The sequence below is a fragment of the Butyricimonas faecihominis genome, from assembly GCF_033096445.1.
In the GTDB taxonomy this organism is placed as follows: domain Bacteria; phylum Bacteroidota; class Bacteroidia; order Bacteroidales; family Marinifilaceae; genus Butyricimonas; species Butyricimonas faecihominis.
In genome coordinates, this window is sequence record NZ_AP028155.1 from 1,596,529 (window position 1) to 1,617,790 (window position 21,262).

The window sequence follows — 21,262 nt, forward strand, 5'->3', positions numbered from 1 at the left end:
TACTTTTACCACAAAGTACTTGTTCAAGCGGGAGATGTACCACCATCTTCCGTTTTATTTTCTCTTTCTAATCCATATTTTTCTACCGTGAATACTCGTTTCAATTGTACCCGTCGCCTCGAATACTTTCAATAAAGGTTCTATCGTTGCATGGCGACTAAAATTACACCCGAAAGGATAATCTTTCACCTCCTCGTCCTCGTACACCACGTCAACATCATACCAACGGGATATAATTTTCATCACCTCTTTCAAAGGTTTCTCCTTAAAACGTAAACGCCCTTCTTTCCAAGCCATCGCATACGACACATCCACCTCGCTCACCAGCATGGAATGATCTCCCCGGTTGAGAGCCGACTGTTCCCCGGGATGAAGAACCACGCTTTCCCCGCTGACTTCCGAAGAAATCTTCACGGAACCCCGAACCAACGTCGTGCGTATAATAGAATCCTCCGCATAAGCGGAAACATTAAACTCCGTTCCCAAAACTTTTATCGCCATCCGGGAAGTCTTCACGATAAAAGGAGCATCCTCGTTATGAACAACCTGAAAATAGGCCTCCCCTTCCAACTCTACCACCCGTTCCCCCTTCCCGAACTTTGTCGGGAAACGCAATTTTGAATCTGCATTCATGTAGACCTCCGTCCCGTCAGACAAAGTCAAAGAAAACTCTCCCCCGCGAGGAATAACCAGCTCATGGTATACCGACTTCTCTTGCTTATCATCAACATCACTCTCGTAACTGATATGTTCTTTCAGAACGTTAATCTTGGTTCCATCCGATTCCTTCAGCGTTTTTTCCTGTTGTTGTTCCAGCACCACGGGTAAACCGTCTGCCAATATAAGAATTGCCTTACTCGTTCCCGAAGTAATTGTCTGTACCATTTCCACCTTATCTTTACGGGAATAATACACTTGGTGTAATAAAACGGCAATAGCCAGAGGTAAGACAAACATCGCCACGTAACGCATCCAATAGATCCGACGGCGACGTCCCCCCAGCCGGGATTCCCGTTTAAGTTCCAAAGCTTTCCACCCCTCCTCCACGTTAATGGAACGAGTTGCTTTCCCTTTTTCAATCTGATAAGACTCCGATGTTACCCGTTCAAACCATGCACGATTCTTTTCTGACGAAGAAAGCCAATCGGACAGATACTTTTGTTCTTCATCCGTCAAATTGTTGGCAAGATACTTCCCCACCAAAATCGCAACATCAAACTTCGCTTTATCCATACTACTTGTATTGAATATTTATCAATTCTTTCAATCTTACAACACAAGAAATGGTAGATCGGGTATGTTGCATTTAACTATTTAACATTTATTAATCAAAGAAACAGATATAAGAAAAATATATCCAACAAGTAATAATAATCTTTCATACTCTCTTTCAATCTCTTGTACGCCTCTTTCTTATAGGCATGCACAGCATTCTCGGACACTCCCATTTTTTGAGCAATATCTGCATTCTTCAATCCTTCCAAGGCGTAATTGATCACGTTCCGCATCTGTGGCGGCAAATGCTCAATCGCCCGGTAAAATACACGATATGCCTCTTCTTCCATGACTTGATTATGAAAAAATTCATCCGAGTCCATGGCAATATCCTCTGTCACCGGCAAATCCTCACGCTTATTCCGAAGTAAATTCAAACAATCATGGCGAACCACCACGTAAAGAAAAGATTTTATCTTATAGTAATTATCAAAATCCATGTGCCTGTCCCAATATTTCAAAAAAGCCTCCTGAACCACGTCCGCCGCCGCTTCCCGCTCTCCAAGGAAACGTTCTGCAAACAGACACAAAGCCGTATAGAACTCATCGAATAATACTCGAAAAGCACCTTCATCACCCTTCTGTAGTTGGTCTATGAATATATCTATATCCTTCTTTATCACTCTCATAAACGGCTCCCTCGGATCTAATAATTATTACAAAAATAATAATTTAATCCGGAATGCCATCAATTATATTCACCTTTAAGCCTATCATCGACAAAACAATAAATCCCGGTTCAACCAAAGTCAAACCGGGAAATAAACATTGAGTACTAAATAAAAATTACTCTCGATTCATATTATCCAACTCTATCTTGAAAAACCAAGGGAATAATTCATGTTTGGCTGCCACGTGCCAAGCATTCACAATCTTCCCTTCCTTATCAATCAAAATATATCGGGGAATTCCCGTAATACAATAATCTTTCGTGAAATTATCTTTCTCTTTATTGATGATCAAATGAGGAATCTTACCGGAATATTTTTTCTCTTTTAAGAATTTTAACCAACGAGATTTAGCCTCTATTCCATCATCAGATATGGTCAATAACACCAAATCCTTCTGATCCTTATATTGATCCCCCAAAGCCATGAAATAAGGCAACCCCTCAACACATCCACCACACCAAGTAGCCCAAACATCAATAAACACCATTTTTCCCCTGAAATCGGAAAGTTTCACCATCTTACCAAATTCATCTTCCATCTCGAAATCGGGAGCCACCTCCCCCACTCGTACCGGATAATATTGTGCTTTTAATTCATGCGCCTTTTGAATTGTTGACTCAGTTTTGGAACAAAGCTCAATATCTTCTATCACTCCTTGAATCGCATCCGTGTATCCATTTTGTTTTAATGTTGACACTAATGCTGTCAGCACATAAGGATTACGAATTTTTTCGCTTTTTATATTATACAAAACATAAGTAGCTCTATCTAACTCTGATAAATCTGGCATAAATAATCGGAAATAACCATTTAACAAATTAGCCACGTCGATATCATCAAGCAATTCCAGACTTGGAGAATCCAGATCCACCCCCTTAATTCTTTTTGACAACTCATCTTTCAATCCTTTATCTCCAGTTTCAAACACGTAACTTCCTAAACTCCATAACAACCCTTTAGCTTGAATCAATCGAGCCTTTTCTTTCGCCTCTTTATTTTCAATAGAATCTATAACCAGTCCAACGTACTTTTCTACCTCATTTATTTTTTGAAGTAATTCATCCGTATTCAAGTCTCTCGGGATTAAACGGTATACCTTATCTACTCGTTCCAGTAAAGCCTTATCATTTACTTCTTGTGCGAAACAAGTAGATCCTACCCCCAAGCAAATGATAATGCTAGCTAAAATTATATTTATAACTTTCATAACTTATTTATTTTTGTAGCAACTCCAAAATTTTCTCTCGTAAACTGTTTCTACGGATATTTTTGGCAACAATATTACCATCTTTATCCAGTAACACGATAAATGGTATCGCCTGAATACCAAATAACTTACGAATTTCGGATTTAGACCAACCGTTATCATCCCGAACACTGATCCATGGGATTTGCTCCTCTTCACAAGCCTTTTTCCATTTTTCTACAGAATCATCCAATGAGATACTCATAAAGCGAACTCCCTGATCTTTAAATTCAGCATATTGCTCCCGCAAATTTTTCATCTCTTGCCGACAAGGACCACACCAAGAAGCCCAAAAATCAAGAACCATGATTCCACCTTTCTGAGAAGCCATTGAAACTTTATTACCAGACTCATCCGTTGCCGTGAAATCCGGACAAGGAACACCTAATGCAGAAACAGCCAACGCCTCTGTCTGTTGTTTCAACAAACGCCCATAGAATGAAGCTTGAATTTTGGGAGTAAGCAAGTCATACAACTCCTTTCCCTTCTCGTAACTTTCTTCTTTCACAATTCCCGAAATATAGGCAGAATACATGTTATCCGGATGTTGTTTAACAAAATTACGGGTCAATTCAAAACGTTTATCATCCATTTTTAGTGCTTGAGTCATTTTTTCATCTGCTGCTTTTTGATCACCCACATCCAGCAACTCTTTATACTCATTCATCAATTGATTAAATTCTTTGTAATATCCCTCTTGGGCAAGTTTGTCATATTCTGCAGCTAAATTATTTGCCGGGGACCCTTTTATATGCTTATCACTTAACGCCGAATAAGGGCAATAAATTTCCATATTCGTACCATCCATAAAGAAATAAGTCTGACGTCGGTTCACTTTCAATATAACTTGTCTAGGTTCATCCAATTCTCCCTTCAACTCAAATTTTCCCCCCTCCAAATCAGTCTTATATAAAACTATTGAACTATCTCCCGGAGTCATCAAGAAAACGGTACCATATTTCACTCCCTCGATGTTTCCTTTCAGACTAAATTGATAACGTGATGATTGAGAACAACCCACGCAACAAATTACTAAAAAAGCAATAAATAATCTCATAACTCATTCATTTTAATTTTACCCAATCCTCAACACTTATTCTTCACCCATCTCTATCATCATCTTTTTCCCCTCAAAATTATCCTTCCATTTGGCAATCATGTCAACAAAGATACTATTATCATTCTTCTCAACAACCAGATTCATGATATCAAGAATTTTGGTACATTGCTCTAAATTACTCTCTTCCAAGATATAATTCACCATACTTCCAAGAATTACCCCATCAAACATCGTTTCCAAATCAAGCACGCCATTACCAGCCTTTTCTTTTGGGGAAGCTTCCGATTCAACAAACATATTTTCAAAAGCACCAATCATACCCGTTATATCCTTAACCTGCCAGTATTGCCACATTTCAATGGTTTGCCGTCTTACATTAGAAACCGGAATACCAGACTTCCTTAAAGCTGTTTGTAGGGAACTACAATCCATAATGGGACCTTTCTCATCTTCACGTTCCTTCATAATCACTTGAAACAAATCCATCTTACAGACATTATCTATTTTCTCCACAATTTTATCAGCCTGTTCTTCCGTGAAAGAAATTTTGTCCCAATTTTCAATAATATCGACAATGGTTTTCGTATTCATGTGAGTTATATATTCCACGAAATCCGATAAATTTCCACCGGAGTAACGCTCATTTAATGGTAACACCATTAAATACTCATCCACCACATCATTCAATATTTCGGTCTGCCCGTCAGCCTTTAACGCCTCGATATATTCTTTTAGGAACTTTTGGTCTCGATTACCTTTATCATACTCGACTTTTTGCTGTTCGGTTACCCTATTCTGAGCCCAAACGGGTTGCCCTACCATGATACAACACAAAAACACAAACCATACAATTTTTTTCATACTAGTTACTATTTTTGTTCGTTATTATTTTTGCAAGGTCATATCAATCAACGCCTCAAAATCCTTACCGGGAGTCGGAGCATAGACGGAAACAATTTTTCCTTCTTTATCAATCAAGAAATAACGAGGTATCCCTGTAATATTATAGTCTTTCTGAAAGGTACACTCTCCTTTGGAAGCCAACAAATTTGTCATACCCATCAGTTTCAAACGAGGCAATGCATATTTCCAGCTATTATAAGCCCCTTTATCATCTATTGAAATGGTAATAAAGACAATATCATCACGATCCTTATATTTTCCAGCCATTTCCATATACTTGGGTAGTTTAGCAATACATCCTCCACACCAGGTTGCCCACACATCAATCACTAAAACTTTACCCTTGTAATCTGATAAAGAATGTTCTTTACCCCTAAAATCTTTCAATGTAAATGCCGGAGCTACATTTCCTTGCTTCAAGTGTTCGTAACTCTTGTACAATCCATTAATCTCATCCTTTAATGCTCCTTCCGGCATATTTTTATCAAATAACGGACGAATCTCATCCAAACCTTTCGTGTATCCGTTATAACGGAAAACTGATCTCAGGCATGACAAATAAGCTAACGACAACTCCGGATTATTCAATTCAAGAATCTGACGGTATCTCTGATAATCATATTTATTACCAATCGTTTCCACTGTAGTATTAAACCACATACTTCCCCAAGCTTGATTCACGGGAGCACCTTCGGCAACAGCCTTCAGTCCGAAATAGTCCTCAATCACATATTCCAAACTAGTACAATTCACAAACTCTTTCGTCGATAAATCCACTCCTTTCAATAGTTTTTTAATCTCGGAAGATTTTAATTGAGCATCTTTTCCTTCATCATACAGATCTGCAGCCCGGCGAATTGCCTGCGCACCATTCTCCTGTTCAGCCTCTACAGCTGCATTATTTACTTTTAGGTAACGTGTAATCTGATCCCGCCGAGCTAAGATTGCTTTGATCGCTCCTTTTTCCGGAAGTTGGAACTCATTCCACGCTTTTATCACGTACTCTTTTGATGATTCGGCCTGTTGTGCCATTCCACTCAAAGACACGAACAACAAAAATATAATTCCTGCTATTTTCATAATCTATTGTTGTTAATTATTTCTTTAGCAACTGCTTCTCTATGATCTCCACGTATTTCTCCGGAGTAGCCCCCATCTCCACAATCGGTTTCCCATTCACGGGTATAAAGAACACAGTCGGTAAAGCAACAATATTAAACATTCCGCACAACTCTTTCTCTTTATCAGCATTTACTTTCAGAAATATCACTTGATCTTTATACTTTTCAGCCATTTTTTCCAATTCCGGGATCAAACGCATACAAGGACCACACCAAGTTGCCCAAAAATCAATCACAACCGGTTTGTCTCCTTTAAACACGAATTCCGAACTTTTCCGATAATCATACACATATTCTAAAAAGTATTCCCTAGTAATCGGATTCAATTTACCGGATTCCACTTTTACCTCGTCAGCACCTATCACTTCATCCTTCACCTCGGCTAAATCAAATGGCTGAAAATACACTTTTCTTTTCCCGTAATCAATAGAAAGTAAACCTTGTTTCAAAATTTCATTCCCGATAACAGAACGAGGTAATGATCCATTTTCAGCAACAGTAATGTCCGAAAAATCACCTTTCACAAAGTGGCATGCTCCTACAACTTTACTTTTTGCTGCTATTTCCGCAGACGCATATCCTTCACTAACCTTTACATTTCCCCCATCCTTACCATTTAACTTGGCAAAATCTGCCGCATTCAAAGTAATCATCCCGTTATTCCATGTATCCAATAACAAAGAATAAGTTACTCCATCTAGCACAACAGGACAAACAATACCTGAAGCCGGGATCAAATCCATATTAGAACGATGATCCAATTTCATATAAGAGGGGCGATAAGGATTACTCATCGTTATTTTCTTCCGCTTGGAATCGATTGTCAACACAACATTATTAAACAGAGAACTACCAACCACCCCAGCAACACCCAGCTTCCGCAAATAAGGTTCATCTTTCAACACAAATGCAGCCACCTCATTCCCAAATACACTATTTCCAAAAGAGATACTTCCAATCTTCACAGACTTTTCTACCGAAACTTTTTTATACTGAAATGTATCATAACGAAAATCTCCGGGAACATTGGGATCTATTTTCAATTTTTCCACATACTCCGGTAATATTGCATTATGCCCGGCCAAATCTAACACAAAATCAGCGATTACCCCATTTACAACCATTTCTAATACAATCTTTCCATCCACCTCTCGGTAATCCTTCACCTCCACGGAGGTGTTCTTTGCTTGAGCCCATGTTCCCATGGTCAGTAAACATAAACTCAATACCATTATTGTTTTTTTCCTAATCATAATCGTAAATCATAAATTGTAAATGTCCTTACTCTCTTCTAATCTCTATCTTCTTTTTTTGCCCATCCTTCAATACAACAATATACCCCACATTCTCTTTTATGGCATTCATAACACTGTCAACTGCCGGTTGACTCATCGGAAATTTTGTTATATCCGTTCCATTAATATCAACGACTTGATCTCCAAAATTCACAACATCTTTCATACTATCCCATACGGTAGTGATCTCAAAACGTTCGTTAGCCGGTAAGATACTTACATTCCAAGTTTTAGGAGCTCCACCCATATCTGCAATTTCCGAATCAAAGGGGAAAAAATAGAATCGATTCCTCATATAGTCAATAACAACTTTTCCGTATTGCAGTAAATCAACCCCAACAAGAGTCGTCGATTTGTCGGAAATAACGCTCCCAGCATTGGTGAACTTTTTACCTAAAACAGTCATCTCTTTCACGTTAACCTTGTTCATATCCACCGGATGACTCAGGCCTTCCAATCCTACACCATTAATCCCAAACCCATGAGCCGTCTTTTCTCCTTTACCCGCAGCTTCTATATCTTTAAAATCATTCGCCGTCAACAAAAGAAATCCATCGGCTCCCGTGTCAAACAATACTTGTTTTTCAACCCCGCCTAAATTTACATTAATGATAGAATGATGTGTATCTCCAGGAAACATCTCTACCCCCTCCGTTATCTTCAGACGATCCGGGCGATAAGGATAATTTATAACCATGATCTGTTTTCTCGCATCAAAAGTAACCACAGACTGGGCAAAAGCATCCCCACCTAAGATCCCAACAGTACCTATTCCCCTAAAACTTCCAATAATAGGGAGAACCATTGTTTTCATTTTACTCAACGTGTAATTCGGACTCAATTGCACATTTTCTACTTCTGCAATCTGATAAAGTTCCTTCATATCATTGTGATCCGATATTGATCTGGATGCACCCGTGGCAACACCCCCCATGGCTTTTACATGCTCCCAGTCCGTTCCAGTCTGTCCTCCGGTATCCACAATATACTTCACCTTCACCCCATTCACAACTACCGGTATAACAATCTTTCCTTGGATAAACTCATAATGAATAGTATCACAAATCCGTTTTGTCGGTTGTTGCTGAGCAAATCCATGTATGAAAGAGAACATGAAAATACCGCACAAAAAAGTTTTGAATTGTATTCTCAACATATCTTATTCTTTTTGGTAAACGATTACTTTCTCACCATCTTTCGTGAGAATTGTCAATTTTGTCTTCTTCTTCGCTTTCAATTCTGGGATACCCGAAATAATACTCTCACAAAAATCATATTTACCAGTGGGCTTTCCATTAATCTTTACTACTTTATCCCCAACTTCAACGACACCCTTCATAGCAGACCACACGGTTGCCACAACTAAATCTCCATCCTTCACTTGTAGATTCACGTTGTAATGTTTGCTAGTCATATCAAATTCCTGCTCGTAAGCCTCAAAATACCAGCGTCTACGAGGGTAATCGATCGTAACTTTACCGTATTCCAATAATTTCACTCCTAGTAAAGTATAAGGTGGAGTTGCTGTTTCAGCTATTACCTGTTTGAATTTCGTCGGACCTACTGACAAAAGCGGGAATTCTATCCGATACGAGGTTTCAGCTTCCGTCATACCCCCTACGCCGATCGATCCTCCACCTACACCTTCACTCATCACCTGAAAAGCCCCGCTAGAACGCAAATTTTCGTAATCTGTATTCTTTAAAGATAAAAAACTAGGACACCCTGTATCAAATAACACAACCAAACTGTTTCCTGCTCCTGCCTGCAAGGTTATAATCGGCATAAAACCTTTTCCCGAAAACGGCAGCATCTTACGCAAAGAAACCGCTGAACTCTTTTCAGCCGAAGTTACAGTTATTGTCTTCGCTTTACCGTCTATCTCTACGATCAAATCCTTAAACAAATCACTTCCGATCAACCCATCTGCATGAAAGCATTCAAAAGGAGAAGGTGTTGATAATTTCATCGCCGGGACTCCTGAAAAGTTAATTCGTTCATCCGGAGTCATCAAGCTGGAAACAACCACTCTAGGTAACCCAACTTCCTTACCATTCACATCCGTTACTTTCACCGAATCCACTACCGAAATATTCAGTTCTTCACAAAGTTCTCCGGTTAAAGCCATCTGACCTCCCGTATCAAATATAAATGAACGAATCTGTCCATTTATAGTCATATCCACGATCATTTTCCCCCCTACCATACGATAAGGGATCACACTTTTGACTTGTTGTGCCGAAAGCGGCACAACAATCAAAAATAATAATAGTCCAAAAATCAATCTCATCCTCATATTCCTTTCCTTATTTAGCAATCTTATCTGCAGCAACTACAGCTTGATAAGCATTAATAATACCACCAGAAAGACATAAATCTCCAAATAAGAATAAATCTTGAGTCGGTTTCCCATCTACAATAATACCCTTTTCAACCTCTGCATCCTTTCTGGAAGTAACTGTCTCCAGTAAAATATTCCGGATTTGCGTTCCTGTCAAATGAGGATAATAAGCCTTAATTAAAGCAGCAACCCCTACTGTCGTTGCAGCCGCCAATCCTAGGCCAGTTCCGCTCTGGTAGGTATCTCCCGTGTAAGTAGAATAAATTTCCATCCCCGGGGCATACAAATCTACTTCTTTAGCTCCATAATTAGAATTCATAGAGGGATTTCCATTTTTATCAGAAGAACAAACTACCATTAAATTTGTTAATTCTTTTTTACCTGTCATCCAACGGTTCGGGTAATAAGTTTCTACTGCTAAATCCTGTGCACCCTCCCAGGCTGGAGTGACGCAAAACACACCTTTACTCTCAGCATATTCCAATGCCTCACTAATCCATTTTTTCTGATCTTCAGGATAAAGTGTATTTTGGACAGGTAACATGATAATATCTGCTTGGTGATCTACCGCATAACGGATAGCCAAAGCGATGTCTTTCAAATAAGGTTCTCCATTAGCCGCAACTCTCAACGTCATGATCTCTGCTTGATCCATGATACCATTACTACCTAAGCCGTTCTCTCTTTTAGCAACAATGATACCGGCTTCCATCGTACCAATAGTAGCGTCAGCCGTTAACAATACATTGTTTCCATATTTATTATCATTAATATCCAAGTAATTATCTCCAATAATATCTTTACGACCGTCAGATCCAAATTGTCCTACTTTTCTCTCATATTCGGCCTTAGCTTGTTCTATTTGTCCTCCACTCCTTATACCTGCATAAACAGTTTCCCATTTATCCGTTTTATAAACACCAAAACCCATTGCACACATCATAAATGCTACTTCTGACAATGAATCACGTGGAGCTTTCGGATCATAACAAATACCAAATTCTGCCTCCGTCAATTCTTTTCCTGGAAAGCGTTCTTTCATCATTTGATCAAACTTATCTGCATAAGCTTTCAACACATAGGTAAGTTGCCAACCACAATAACTTCCTGCCACCGGAGATTCCGGTAATACCTTTTTAAAAAAATAATTATACTCGTCTATATTTTCCGGATCAGCCACTTTAGTCAACTTTCCATCAATAACCTTATTGTAATTTTTACCATCAAAAATATAATCAGCATATTTATCTTTTAGACGTAAAAATTCCCGATCTCCTTCCCGCATTGTTGCCTCCATTACTTGACCATCTTTCCCACCTAAGAAATTCCAACCGTTGATATCATCTACCAAACCATTTTTATCATTATCCTTTCCGTCTGCCTTTTCTTTCGAATTTACCCAAATTGCCTGTTTCAAATCTTCATGTTCTATATCCATGCCCGCTCCGATTAAGGCAACAACCGGTCTTTTCTTTATTTTTTTCCCTTTTAGGAAATCATATGCTTTATTTACCTCAGCTCCATACACTCCATCTTTATCAAAAGAACAATTATACCAATCCAAATCAGCTTGTTTTTTTTCTCCTTGTTCATTCTGTTTTACTAACTGTGCATTTGCAACACTAATGCATGCACTCGCCATCAATAACAAGAAACACTTTTTCATACTTTACAGTTTTATTTTTACAATACATTACCGAACGATCTATCTATACAAATCGTTAATCCCTAATTATAAATCACTTATTAGCCCTAGCCTTTAAAATCTCCTCTTTCACCCGTTCTCCTCGCAGATCCTTAGCTAACAAACGTCCTTCTTTATCAATCAGAACAATGAAAGGAATACTATAAAAACCGTATGCTCGTTGAATTTTGTTAGGCTTATTACCAATCACGAATCCTTCCTTATCCCATAACATCACCCAAGGTAACTTCTCTTCTTCCAGCATTTTTCTCCAGTTTTCTTCTTTCGAATCCAAAGATATACTGATAAACTCCAGATCATCCCCTTTCAATTCGTTATATATTGGTAATAAATTCTTCATCTCATGCCGACACGGTCCACACCATGATGCCCAAAAATCTACCAGCACCAGTTTCCCCCGAAAGTCGCTTAAACTTACCTTTTTCCCCTGAACATCTTGAAATGTAAAATCATATGCCGGAGCTCCTATTGAATAATAATATAAGCTATCCGTCCGATGCTTTAACCACTTGCCGGAAGTCGTTTTCAATGCTTCTTCTGACATACAATCCAATAATAACTTGTTCGGCTTGTACGTCGACATATCCGAGATATAAGCTAACGCACTATACATATTCCCTTTCAACTTTCCCTTTATTTCTGGATCAATCGTCTTGTCTTGTGAAAATTCCTCTTTAGGCAGCCACTTCAACAATTCATAATATATATCAATCCCTGTAAAATTTAAGGAACTACTCTTCACATCCCGACAATTGTAAAAGCCTTTTATTGTTACATGGGTATTGGTTAAATAAATTGGTTGTTTTGTCTCACCCAAACAAATCAAATAGACGTCCGGTTCAATTTTACAAGCTTGTAGAGAAAATGGATTATTATTCTTTACCATCGTTTTTTGCAAAACCTCCCCCTTTATATTCTCTAACCTCAACTCCACAGGCTCCAATACACGAATCTTACCAGATAACTCTAATTTTTCCTGTGCAGATAGTGTAAACGCATTCACGAATAACCATATCCAAAACAACCCAACACCAATATATGTAATTTTCATCTAATTCTGATTTTAAGAGAGTGTGATAAATATTACCACACTCTTTCTATTTCATATTATTCCACGTCGTTTCCTATTGCTTGAATATCAAAATCATATTTCGATTCAAAAAAGTCTATCATAATCGTGTACTTTTCTCGAATTTTCCCATTGACATCCACAGATTCGCTTAATACTCCACCCTCTGCTTCCAAATCATTAATAGAATTTTCGATAGCTAACTTCAGATAGTCAAACCAGTCATTCTCTAAACTTGTTCTATGGTCATGATTTAATATCCCATTAGCATAAATATCATCTGCAGATATATTATCTGAATAATTTGAAACCATGAAAAACTCTTGAGGAGATCCCAAAGACTTTACAATAGACCCGAAATAAGCAATACACACATCTTTTTTAAACTGATTTCGTTCATCAGCCGTCATTGTCAAAATCTTATCACTTCCCCAATTAACAGCAATATGATAAAAACCAGCATATACATTTAAAGGTTGACGTTCATCTGGTTTAGGATTATACCCTAATCCAATTGGAACCAAATCTAAAGTACTGCATAGTAATATTTTTTGAGGCAAGCACGACATCAATGTATCAGACAAATAATTAAATAATTTATCTTGCAATAATTCCAATTGATTACTTACATACAATTCATCTGCCGGCTGAGCATCATATTTAGATCCTGCACCAGGAATAATTATCGTATCCGTAGTTATATCCCAAGCAACATTACCCGTAGGAGACCATCCAAAATCTTTTGTAGTGAATTTATACAATAATAAAGAACCATATTTTTTATAAAATGCTACAATATCATCATCATAGTCATGATCACCTTGAGGTAAAGTATATTTTCCATAAATTAACTCAGGCTCCTCTGATGGTTTGATCTTACCTTCATCATAACAACTGATAAATAAGACACACCCTAAAAATAAACATAATATCTTTTTCATACTCTTCATTCATTTAATTCGTTACCAATAAATACGATCATGGATTTTGTACTAAAGCCGGATTTTTATCCAATACCTTCTTGGGAATTGGTAACACGTAACGATCACTTCCTTTTGCCAAGCGATACTCTTGTACTTGTCCTTTATTAATAGTTACCTCATGAATCATTTCTGGCATTCCACAACGCCGCAAATCAAACCAACGATGATCATCAAAAGCCAACTCCTTACGACGTTCATCCAAACAAAATTCCAATAATGTTTGACCATCTGTTATATTAACATCTTCATAAGGCTGACGGAAACGATGTTCTCGTAAGTAATTCAAATCAGTCAATGCACTTATACGCAAATTTTCATTTCCATTTTCCAAAAATAATCGAATATTTGCCTCTGCCCTGTTCAGGTAAGCCTCAGCAACCCTCATTCCTCTATGAGGATTCGACAAATCATTTAAATTTGACTTAGACCCATATATCGAACCAAATACCATCGGGACAATTGACTTAAAATACCGTTGGTAATAGCAAGCTGGTCTTAAATCATTTACATCATGTTGTGCCAAAAATTTATCAGACACTGAAAATATTGGTGAAGAACCAGGATATGTAAAAATATCAGGTAATTGGAAAAGAATTTCACTAATCCTTTTATCTCCATATCCCCATATAAGTTCAGGACTGTTATAATTTAACACACCACCATTTACATCATAAGTAAGTGTTTCATCACCAAACCACTCATCAACCTCTATTGTTACAAAATCAGACAAGCGACGCAATTGAGGATTTCTTGTAATCACAACAGAAGCATATTCTGCAGCCTTTCCCCAATTTTCCACATAAAGATACATACGTGACAGCAAATTATAAACGAATAAAGGGGTAACTTTGTATTGTATATTATTCTGCCCATATTTATCCATCAAATCCACAGCTTCTAACAAGTCACGTTCAATTTGTTGATATACTTTTGCAATACTTTCTCTTGCTGGGAATTCATCTTTTACTGCAGAACTCACAATCAAAGGAACTCCCAATGCTGTATTTAGATCAACCCCTTCTTTATTATATGGCTGTGCAAACGTATTTATCAACAAAAAATAATAATATCCCCTTAAAGCCAATGCCTGACCTCTCTGATTCAATTTTTCATTCTCATCTCCAGTAACATCATCCAGCATATCAAGTACAACATTGCATCCTTTTATTTTGGAATACAATTTTTCCCAAGTATCTATTCCAGTCGTATACAACTCTTCCATCTTATCAAACATATCAACATCCCATGTAAATACAGGCAATCCTTGCTGCAACACAGTAACATGGCTTTCATTGTCACTATAAGCATTTTGTACATTATCTGTCAAAAGCTCTAAATAAGGATATATACAATCGGTTCTCAGATATCCCTCTCCTAATAATAATTGTTCTAAATCTGAAACTGTACTTGGGCGTACTTCATCTTGACTAGACTCTTCCAAAAAATCACCACATCCCATTATTCCGATGCTAAGAGCCATAAAAATCAAACAATAAAAAAAACTTTTCATATCGTCTATCATTATAAACTAACATTAATACCAAATGAATACGTACGAGATATTGGTTGTGAACCAGTTGCAACTTCCGGGTCCATCCCTTTAAATTCTTTACTAACAATTATAAACGGATTACTTACAGAAGCACTAAACGATAAATTTTTCAAATACATCTTTTTCACCCATTTCTCTGGAAGCGTATAATTTAAAGATAAAGCATTACAACGTAAAAAAGAAGCATTCACAACCCGTACATCCGAGTAGTTATATAAACGAGGAGCATATTCAGAAGCACCATTCGGCAATTTGTAATACGAAGCCTCCGTTGAAGATAATGCTGGAATATCTGTAAACGCCTCATCACCGGGCTTTCTCCATCTTTTGGTCAATTCCTTAGGCAAATTAACGTAAGCACTTGGAGTTGAAGTCACGATTGATTCATCAAACACTTCATACAAAAACTTCTTTCCACCTATTTGCAGATTAAACGATGAAGATAGTGATAAACTCTTATAACGGAATGACATAGAAACACCTCCGGTAAAGTCAGGTTCCAACGTTCCCATATATTTCATAAAAGTAGTAGCATCCGTTTGTCCTGCCGGATTTTCTTCCACAGAAGGAATATTAAACTCTGCCGACCCTGTCTTTGGATTTAAGCCACTAAAATCAAATGCCCAGAAAGAAGATACTGCATATCCGGCTTTGTTTAGACTTCCACTAGCAGCCGCTCTCCAATTTTCATTTTCATTTACAGTTGACTTTACTTCATTAAAATTTTTAGAAGAGTTTATAGACATACTCCATGTAAAATTATTTGTACGAACAGGAGTAAATCCAACAGAAACCTCAATACCTTGATTCGTCATACTTCCACCATTAATTGGCATCGAGGTAACTCCATAAGCATAAGGAACCTCTTTTTCTACGATCATATCTTCGGTTTTCTTATTATAGTATTCTATTGTCCATGTAATTTTATTTTGGAATAATCCAAAGTCTGTACCTAAATTAATTGTTTTCGTTTTTTCCCAGCGCAAATTACCATAAGGCAACGATTTAATAAACATCATGTATTCACCTGTTCGGTTTTGATCTATCGTCTCTGTTCCACTTCCGATCCGAGCAATTAAATCTGGTCCATAATTTTCTGCCACATTTCCTTGCCAGCCGTAACTAACTCTAAAATTTAAATCGCTAATCACTTGCTGATTTTGCATCCAAGGTTCATAATGTACATTCCAACGTCCTCCAATAGACCATACAGGTAAGAAACGATTTCTTGTATCTTGACCAAATCTATTAGAAGCATCTGAACGGAAGCTCGCTGTTAATATATATCTTTCATCAAATCCATAAGTGAAACTAGCAAAATAACCGATATAATTAGATTTACGATCCGTTACTACTGTTGTATATTTATCTAATAAATCATTACGCCGATCTTCTCCATTTTGATCTTTTATTATTGTTGGAGGCAAAGAAACTGATTTTCCTCGTCCTGGGAAATAACCATAAATAGTAGACGCAACTCCATCATATTTATTACTTCGACATTCCTGACCTACCATCAAACTAAAACGATGTTTTTCTGCAAGAACATAGTTATAAGATAATGTATTCCTCCAGGTATAATTGAAATTACGATCCTCCGTAGTATTCAACTCACCCCCATGAGGTAACGGAGAACGTTGATACAAATTATCTGCAGGACGTTGCGTACCAAATTCATACTTTCTGATTTCCGTAATATAATGACTTTGTTCATCAGCATAAGATTCTCCTACAATATTAGAGGTATTCAATCCAAAAGTACTTTCAAATTGCAAACCGGTTAAAATATCCCAACGGAAACTAGCTGAAACACCCATACTACGATTGGTATTTGTATTTCCCGTCATAGATATTTCATGCAATATATTATATAGATAACCGCTCTTATCTTTATAAAAAAACTTTTCACCATTTTCAAAACAAGGAATGACTCTACTTGTTGTTGAAGCATAATTATAAGGATCGACTTGATAATAACCATCTGTTTCCGAAGTTGAACCGTTTATTCTCAACCCCAAATTAACCTTCTCTCCAAACTTTGCATTTATTCCAATAGCAGCACTATATGACGTACTTTCATTTCCTATTGATGTTCCTCTATTGATTGTAGCATTTACTGAACCATAATAACTAATCTTATCTGTTCCTCCAGAGATACTTAAACTATGATTCATACTTACACTATTTCGAAATAATAATTTAAACCAATCTGTATTTGTTGATTCTAACTTTTTTACTTCATCATTAAATTCATCATAAGAAATTTCTTTGGCCAAATAGCGCCCTAAAGCTCCTTCATAACCGATTGATTCCAACGGACGGTTATCAGATGTTAATCCTCTTTCATAAATCTCTCGAGAAACATCCACACGCTCTTTAGAATTCATTAAATTCATTTTTTCATAAGTCAACCGAGGAGTAATGGATATATCTCCACTATAATTTACGGACATTCTACCTGCTTGTCCCTGTTTTGTTTTTATCAAAATTACCCCATTAGCCGCTTTCACACCATACATAACGGTAGCCGAAGCATCTTTCAACACAGTAATATCTTCTATATCATTGGGATTCAACCAAGAAATAGCATTTCCAACGAAATCTTTTACCATATCAAAATTGTCCTGAGAAATATTACCCAAAGCATCTAATTCACGTGTTTTAAAGGGTAATGGATCCTCTTGAATAATTCCATCAACAACCCAAACAGGTTCCTGATTACCTAATAAGGTTGAAGTTCCTCGAACACGAACTTTCTGACGTTTACCAACCAAACCACTCGTATTCATAACTACCATTCCCGGAAGTTTTCCCTGTAACATCTGCTCAATTGAATTCGTTCCATTAAAAAACAAATCCTCACGTTTAACGGAGTTCGTGGATCCTACCATATCAGACTTTCGAATACGTTGATAACCTGTTACAATTACCTCATCCATCGCTTTTACATCTTCTTCCATCAACACCATCATCTCCTTTTGTCCAACATATCTAACTTCACGAGTTTTCATTCCCAAAAAGGAAAAGATCAATACAGGAGATTCTGTATAAGGAATTGTGATTGTAAATTCCCCTGCCATATTTGTAATTACACCTGTCGAAGTTCCTTTTAAAATAACTGTTGCTCCCGGAACTCCCGTACTATCTTTCATGAAAACACGCCCCTTGATAGTAAGCTCTTTTTTAACATCATCTTTGGCCTTACTTGCAGTGATAACAACCACTTGATCATCTATTGTAAAAGACAAGCCTAGTGGATTTAATAACTCCAGCAATAATTGACTGAAATCCTGATCTGTGGCATCAATATTTACTTTACCACATTTATTAACAAGATCCAACTTATAAAGGAAGGTATAGTTCGTCATCTTTTCCAAATTGGAAAATACCTCCTGCACTGTTGCATCTTTCATATTCAACGACACTTTCGTTTGTGAAAACGTATTAGCGGAAAGGTGCATCACCCCCACCAATAATAAAATCATCGAGATTTTCATGCGCAAAAAGAATTTAGATTTCCGATATTGCCAAAAATTCAGCAACAAATCCCAATTTTTTTTCATAGATTTGTAATTCAATTAAATTAAACATTTATTCTGCTCGTCGCCCAACGAGCGGGTATACAAAACGGGATTGCCCAATCCCGTTTTTATTTATCAAAAACAGTTAAAGTTCTACCTTTCAGTTCAAAACGTACATCTCCGGATATCTCGAACTTCCGCAACACATCCTCCACAGAAGAATACATTGGCAATTTACCACTGTATATCACACTCTTCGCTCCCTGATTCATGTAAAATACTTCCAAATCGTACCATCTTGAGACGATTCTCAAAATTTCTTCTAAAGCAATGTCTTTGAAATAAAACAACCCATCCTTCCAAGACGTGAATTCATTGACATCAACTTCAGCAATACTCAAGGTTCCGACACCCTTATTATAATAAGCTTGTTCTCCCGGTTTGATCTTCTTCTCCGGTTGCCCATCCCGAAGAATAGCGACACTACCCTCTACTAATGTCGTGTAAACCCCTGGTTCATCAACATACGATTTCACGTTAAAAGATGTACCCAACACCTTCACTTTCATCTCATCCACCTCCACAACAAACGGTTTACTTACATTTCGAGCTACATCAAAATATGCCTCTCCTTTCAAAATTACACTGCGAACTTTTCCGTCAAACCGAGAAGGAAATTCCAATGTAGTTCCCGAATTCAAGTATACCTTCGTTCCATCACACAATTCCACCGTATACGTTCCTCCATATGGTACATTGATCGTGTTATACCCAATTTCTTTTGTAGCACCATCTGCTAAAGAATCTTGCTCTTTTATTTTCAGTACTCTATCATTATTATCAAAAGCAACATTTACCCGATTATTACGAACAACAGAAGATAATGTATCCAAACGATATTTCAATCCGGATGCCATCTCTAATGTCACAACAGCCTTACCCGGCTCAAATTTTTCTGCTACAGGCAAATTGTGTACATCCGGTTCTTGGCTTAACAATATCCAAGCAGAAACTCCTGCAATTACCACAACAGACGCAGCCGCAATCCAAGGTAATATTCCTCTTCTTTTTACCTGTTTTCTATTTTTCACTTTACCTAAAGCCCTTTCCGTATCAAACCTTGCAATAACATGCATTTCATGCTCGATTCGGTTCTTATCCTTTAGTTCCCCCACCAATGTATTCATTCCCTCCACTTCCGACAACACCTGCTCTATCCCTTTCTCCTCTTCCTTAGAAAGTTCTCCTCGGGTATACCGCAATAACTCTTTTGTAAATTCAAATGGATTCTTCATCTCTCTTGTAAAATTTCCCCTATTACAAATAACTTCCAAAAAAGGATTACGCAAAACTCAACTTTTTTCAAAAAATCTCACCACATTTATTTTGAGTTGATCTATTTTTTCAACATCATCAATTAGCGATTACTACATATCACTAGTACTCATACCAAAAGCTAATTTTAATTGACAAATCGTCGTTCTACACATAAAATCAACACCAATAATTTTATTTCATCATTTCAAATTATACATTTTTATTCATCCTCTCTCTCCTACGTACACCCATTTCACCGCATCCCCGATAATAATATGGTTCGGATCTCCTGTATCATGTAACATGACAACACACTCTCCGGAGGTACTCTCATACTCACCCAAAGAAATCCACCCGTAATCAGAAGTATTGATAGAAATCTCATATCTAGCTTCCAGTAACACAATTGTATACGATTGTGTCCCCCGTTGTGATAACAAATTACTTTTATACATTATATTCATAGCAGAAAACTCGGGAATATGCACGAACAACTCGTACTTTCCCACCCGCTCCAAGTTTGTGCGCCATTCTACCCATGATTTTCCCTCTCCCCCTCCGGTATGCGCAACAATACTTCGATATACCAGACCATAAGCGTTATTTAAAATAAAAATAACAACACTGGATACAACCCTTTTAACTTTTCCCGCAATTGAATTTTCGCCTTATTCTTTTGAGCCTTCACGGTATTTACACTAATTGAAAGTTGGGTGGCAATTTCATCATTACTGAAACCTTCCACATAAGCTAATTTAAAAATCCTTCCACATTCTGTAGGTAAGTCTTGAATTGCTCCCATAATCTCTTGATAGACCTCAGCTCGTACCACATTTACGAAAAAATTATTCTCGTCCTCCGGGGTATTCTTCTGAATAGATTCCAATATATCAGCACGAATCCCCGTCATTTTTATTTGATTCAAACAACTATTACGAACAGCTTTATAAAGATAATGTTTCAAATGTTCCTCGTTATCAAAACTTTCATCCCAGTTCAAAAGTTTTATAAACACCTCTTGTACCACATCTTCCGCCTCATCCTGCACTTTTAGATAGTTAAATGCAAAGTAACAAAGTGTTTGATAATAACGTCGGAAATAGCTATCAAACACCTCCTGTTTTCGCATATTTATCTTCTCAATTTTTTGCATCCTTGATAACAAAAAACGATCGTTTATTGCATTTATTATTTACAAGGATG

17 protein-coding genes are annotated in these 21,262 nt (G+C 37.3%); all 17 read right to left on the reverse strand.

Features of this window, described 5'->3' with window-relative positions; translation table 11 throughout:
* Positions 1-54: 54 nt before the first annotated feature.
* Positions 55-1,233 (reverse strand): FecR family protein, encoded by a 1,179-nt coding sequence (locus R8806_RS06740; RefSeq protein ID WP_124316432.1) that lies wholly within the window; start codon positions 1,231-1,233, stop codon positions 55-57.
* A 95-nt stretch (positions 1,234-1,328) separates the two neighbouring features.
* Complete coding sequence (locus tag R8806_RS06745) at positions 1,329-1,904, reverse strand: RNA polymerase sigma factor (protein ID WP_209279549.1); 576 nt, start codon at positions 1,902-1,904, stop codon at positions 1,329-1,331.
* 157 nt (positions 1,905-2,061) lie between these two features.
* On the reverse strand, positions 2,062-3,153 hold the full coding sequence (locus R8806_RS06750) for a TlpA family protein disulfide reductase (protein ID WP_124316433.1): 1,092 nt from the start codon (positions 3,151-3,153) through the stop codon (positions 2,062-2,064).
* Between the two features lie 7 nt (positions 3,154-3,160).
* On the reverse strand, positions 3,161-4,249 hold the full coding sequence (locus R8806_RS06755; protein WP_124316434.1) for a TlpA disulfide reductase family protein: 1,089 nt from the start codon (positions 4,247-4,249) through the stop codon (positions 3,161-3,163).
* A 36-nt stretch (positions 4,250-4,285) separates the two neighbouring features.
* Positions 4,286-5,113 (reverse strand): hypothetical protein, encoded by an 828-nt coding sequence (locus R8806_RS06760; RefSeq protein ID WP_124316435.1) that lies wholly within the window; start codon positions 5,111-5,113, stop codon positions 4,286-4,288.
* A gap of 24 nt (positions 5,114-5,137) precedes the next feature.
* Positions 5,138-6,235, reverse strand: a complete 1,098-nt coding sequence (locus tag R8806_RS06765; protein ID WP_124316436.1) for a TlpA family protein disulfide reductase — start codon at positions 6,233-6,235, stop codon at positions 5,138-5,140.
* A gap of 16 nt (positions 6,236-6,251) precedes the next feature.
* Complete coding sequence (locus R8806_RS06770; RefSeq protein ID WP_124316437.1) at positions 6,252-7,508, reverse strand: thioredoxin domain-containing protein; 1,257 nt, start codon at positions 7,506-7,508, stop codon at positions 6,252-6,254.
* A 49-nt stretch (positions 7,509-7,557) separates the two neighbouring features.
* The gene (locus R8806_RS06775; RefSeq protein ID WP_229782930.1) at positions 7,558-8,727 is read right to left on the reverse strand and encodes a hypothetical protein; all 1,170 of its coding nucleotides are present in this window, start codon (positions 8,725-8,727) and stop codon (positions 7,558-7,560) included.
* A gap of 3 nt (positions 8,728-8,730) precedes the next feature.
* Positions 8,731-9,867 (reverse strand): pepsin/retropepsin-like aspartic protease family protein, encoded by a 1,137-nt coding sequence (locus tag R8806_RS06780; protein WP_124316438.1) that lies wholly within the window; start codon positions 9,865-9,867, stop codon positions 8,731-8,733.
* Positions 9,868-9,877: 10 nt separating this feature from the next.
* Positions 9,878-11,578 carry a S8 family serine peptidase gene (locus tag R8806_RS06785; protein WP_151412211.1) on the reverse strand — a complete coding sequence of 567 codons (1,701 nt, stop codon included), beginning with the start codon at positions 11,576-11,578 and terminating at the stop codon, positions 9,878-9,880.
* A 73-nt stretch (positions 11,579-11,651) separates the two neighbouring features.
* Complete coding sequence (locus R8806_RS06790; protein WP_124318006.1) at positions 11,652-12,668, reverse strand: TlpA family protein disulfide reductase; 1,017 nt, start codon at positions 12,666-12,668, stop codon at positions 11,652-11,654.
* A 56-nt stretch (positions 12,669-12,724) separates the two neighbouring features.
* Complete coding sequence (locus tag R8806_RS06795; protein ID WP_124318005.1) at positions 12,725-13,627, reverse strand: hypothetical protein; 903 nt, start codon at positions 13,625-13,627, stop codon at positions 12,725-12,727.
* Between the two features lie 37 nt (positions 13,628-13,664).
* Positions 13,665-15,191: a RagB/SusD family nutrient uptake outer membrane protein gene (locus R8806_RS06800; protein WP_124318004.1), complete on the reverse strand. Its 1,527-nt coding sequence runs from the start codon at positions 15,189-15,191 to the stop codon at positions 13,665-13,667.
* The gene (locus R8806_RS06805) at positions 15,191-18,784 is read right to left on the reverse strand and encodes a SusC/RagA family TonB-linked outer membrane protein (RefSeq protein ID WP_151412212.1); all 3,594 of its coding nucleotides are present in this window, start codon (positions 18,782-18,784) and stop codon (positions 15,191-15,193) included. The genes R8806_RS06800 and R8806_RS06805 overlap by 1 nt, the downstream gene beginning before the upstream one ends.
* Before the next feature lie 86 nt (positions 18,785-18,870).
* On the reverse strand, positions 18,871-20,037 hold the full coding sequence (locus R8806_RS06810; protein ID WP_124317989.1) for a FecR family protein: 1,167 nt from the start codon (positions 20,035-20,037) through the stop codon (positions 18,871-18,873).
* 246 nt (positions 20,038-20,283) lie between these two features.
* Positions 20,284-20,715, reverse strand: coding sequence for a golvesin C-terminal-like domain-containing protein (locus R8806_RS06815; protein WP_455785874.1), 432 nt, complete (start codon positions 20,713-20,715; stop codon positions 20,284-20,286).
* Positions 20,664-21,188: an RNA polymerase sigma factor gene (locus R8806_RS06820; RefSeq protein WP_164719911.1), complete on the reverse strand. Its 525-nt coding sequence runs from the start codon at positions 21,186-21,188 to the stop codon at positions 20,664-20,666. The genes R8806_RS06815 and R8806_RS06820 overlap by 52 nt, the downstream gene beginning before the upstream one ends.
* Positions 21,189-21,262 lie beyond the last annotated feature (74 nt).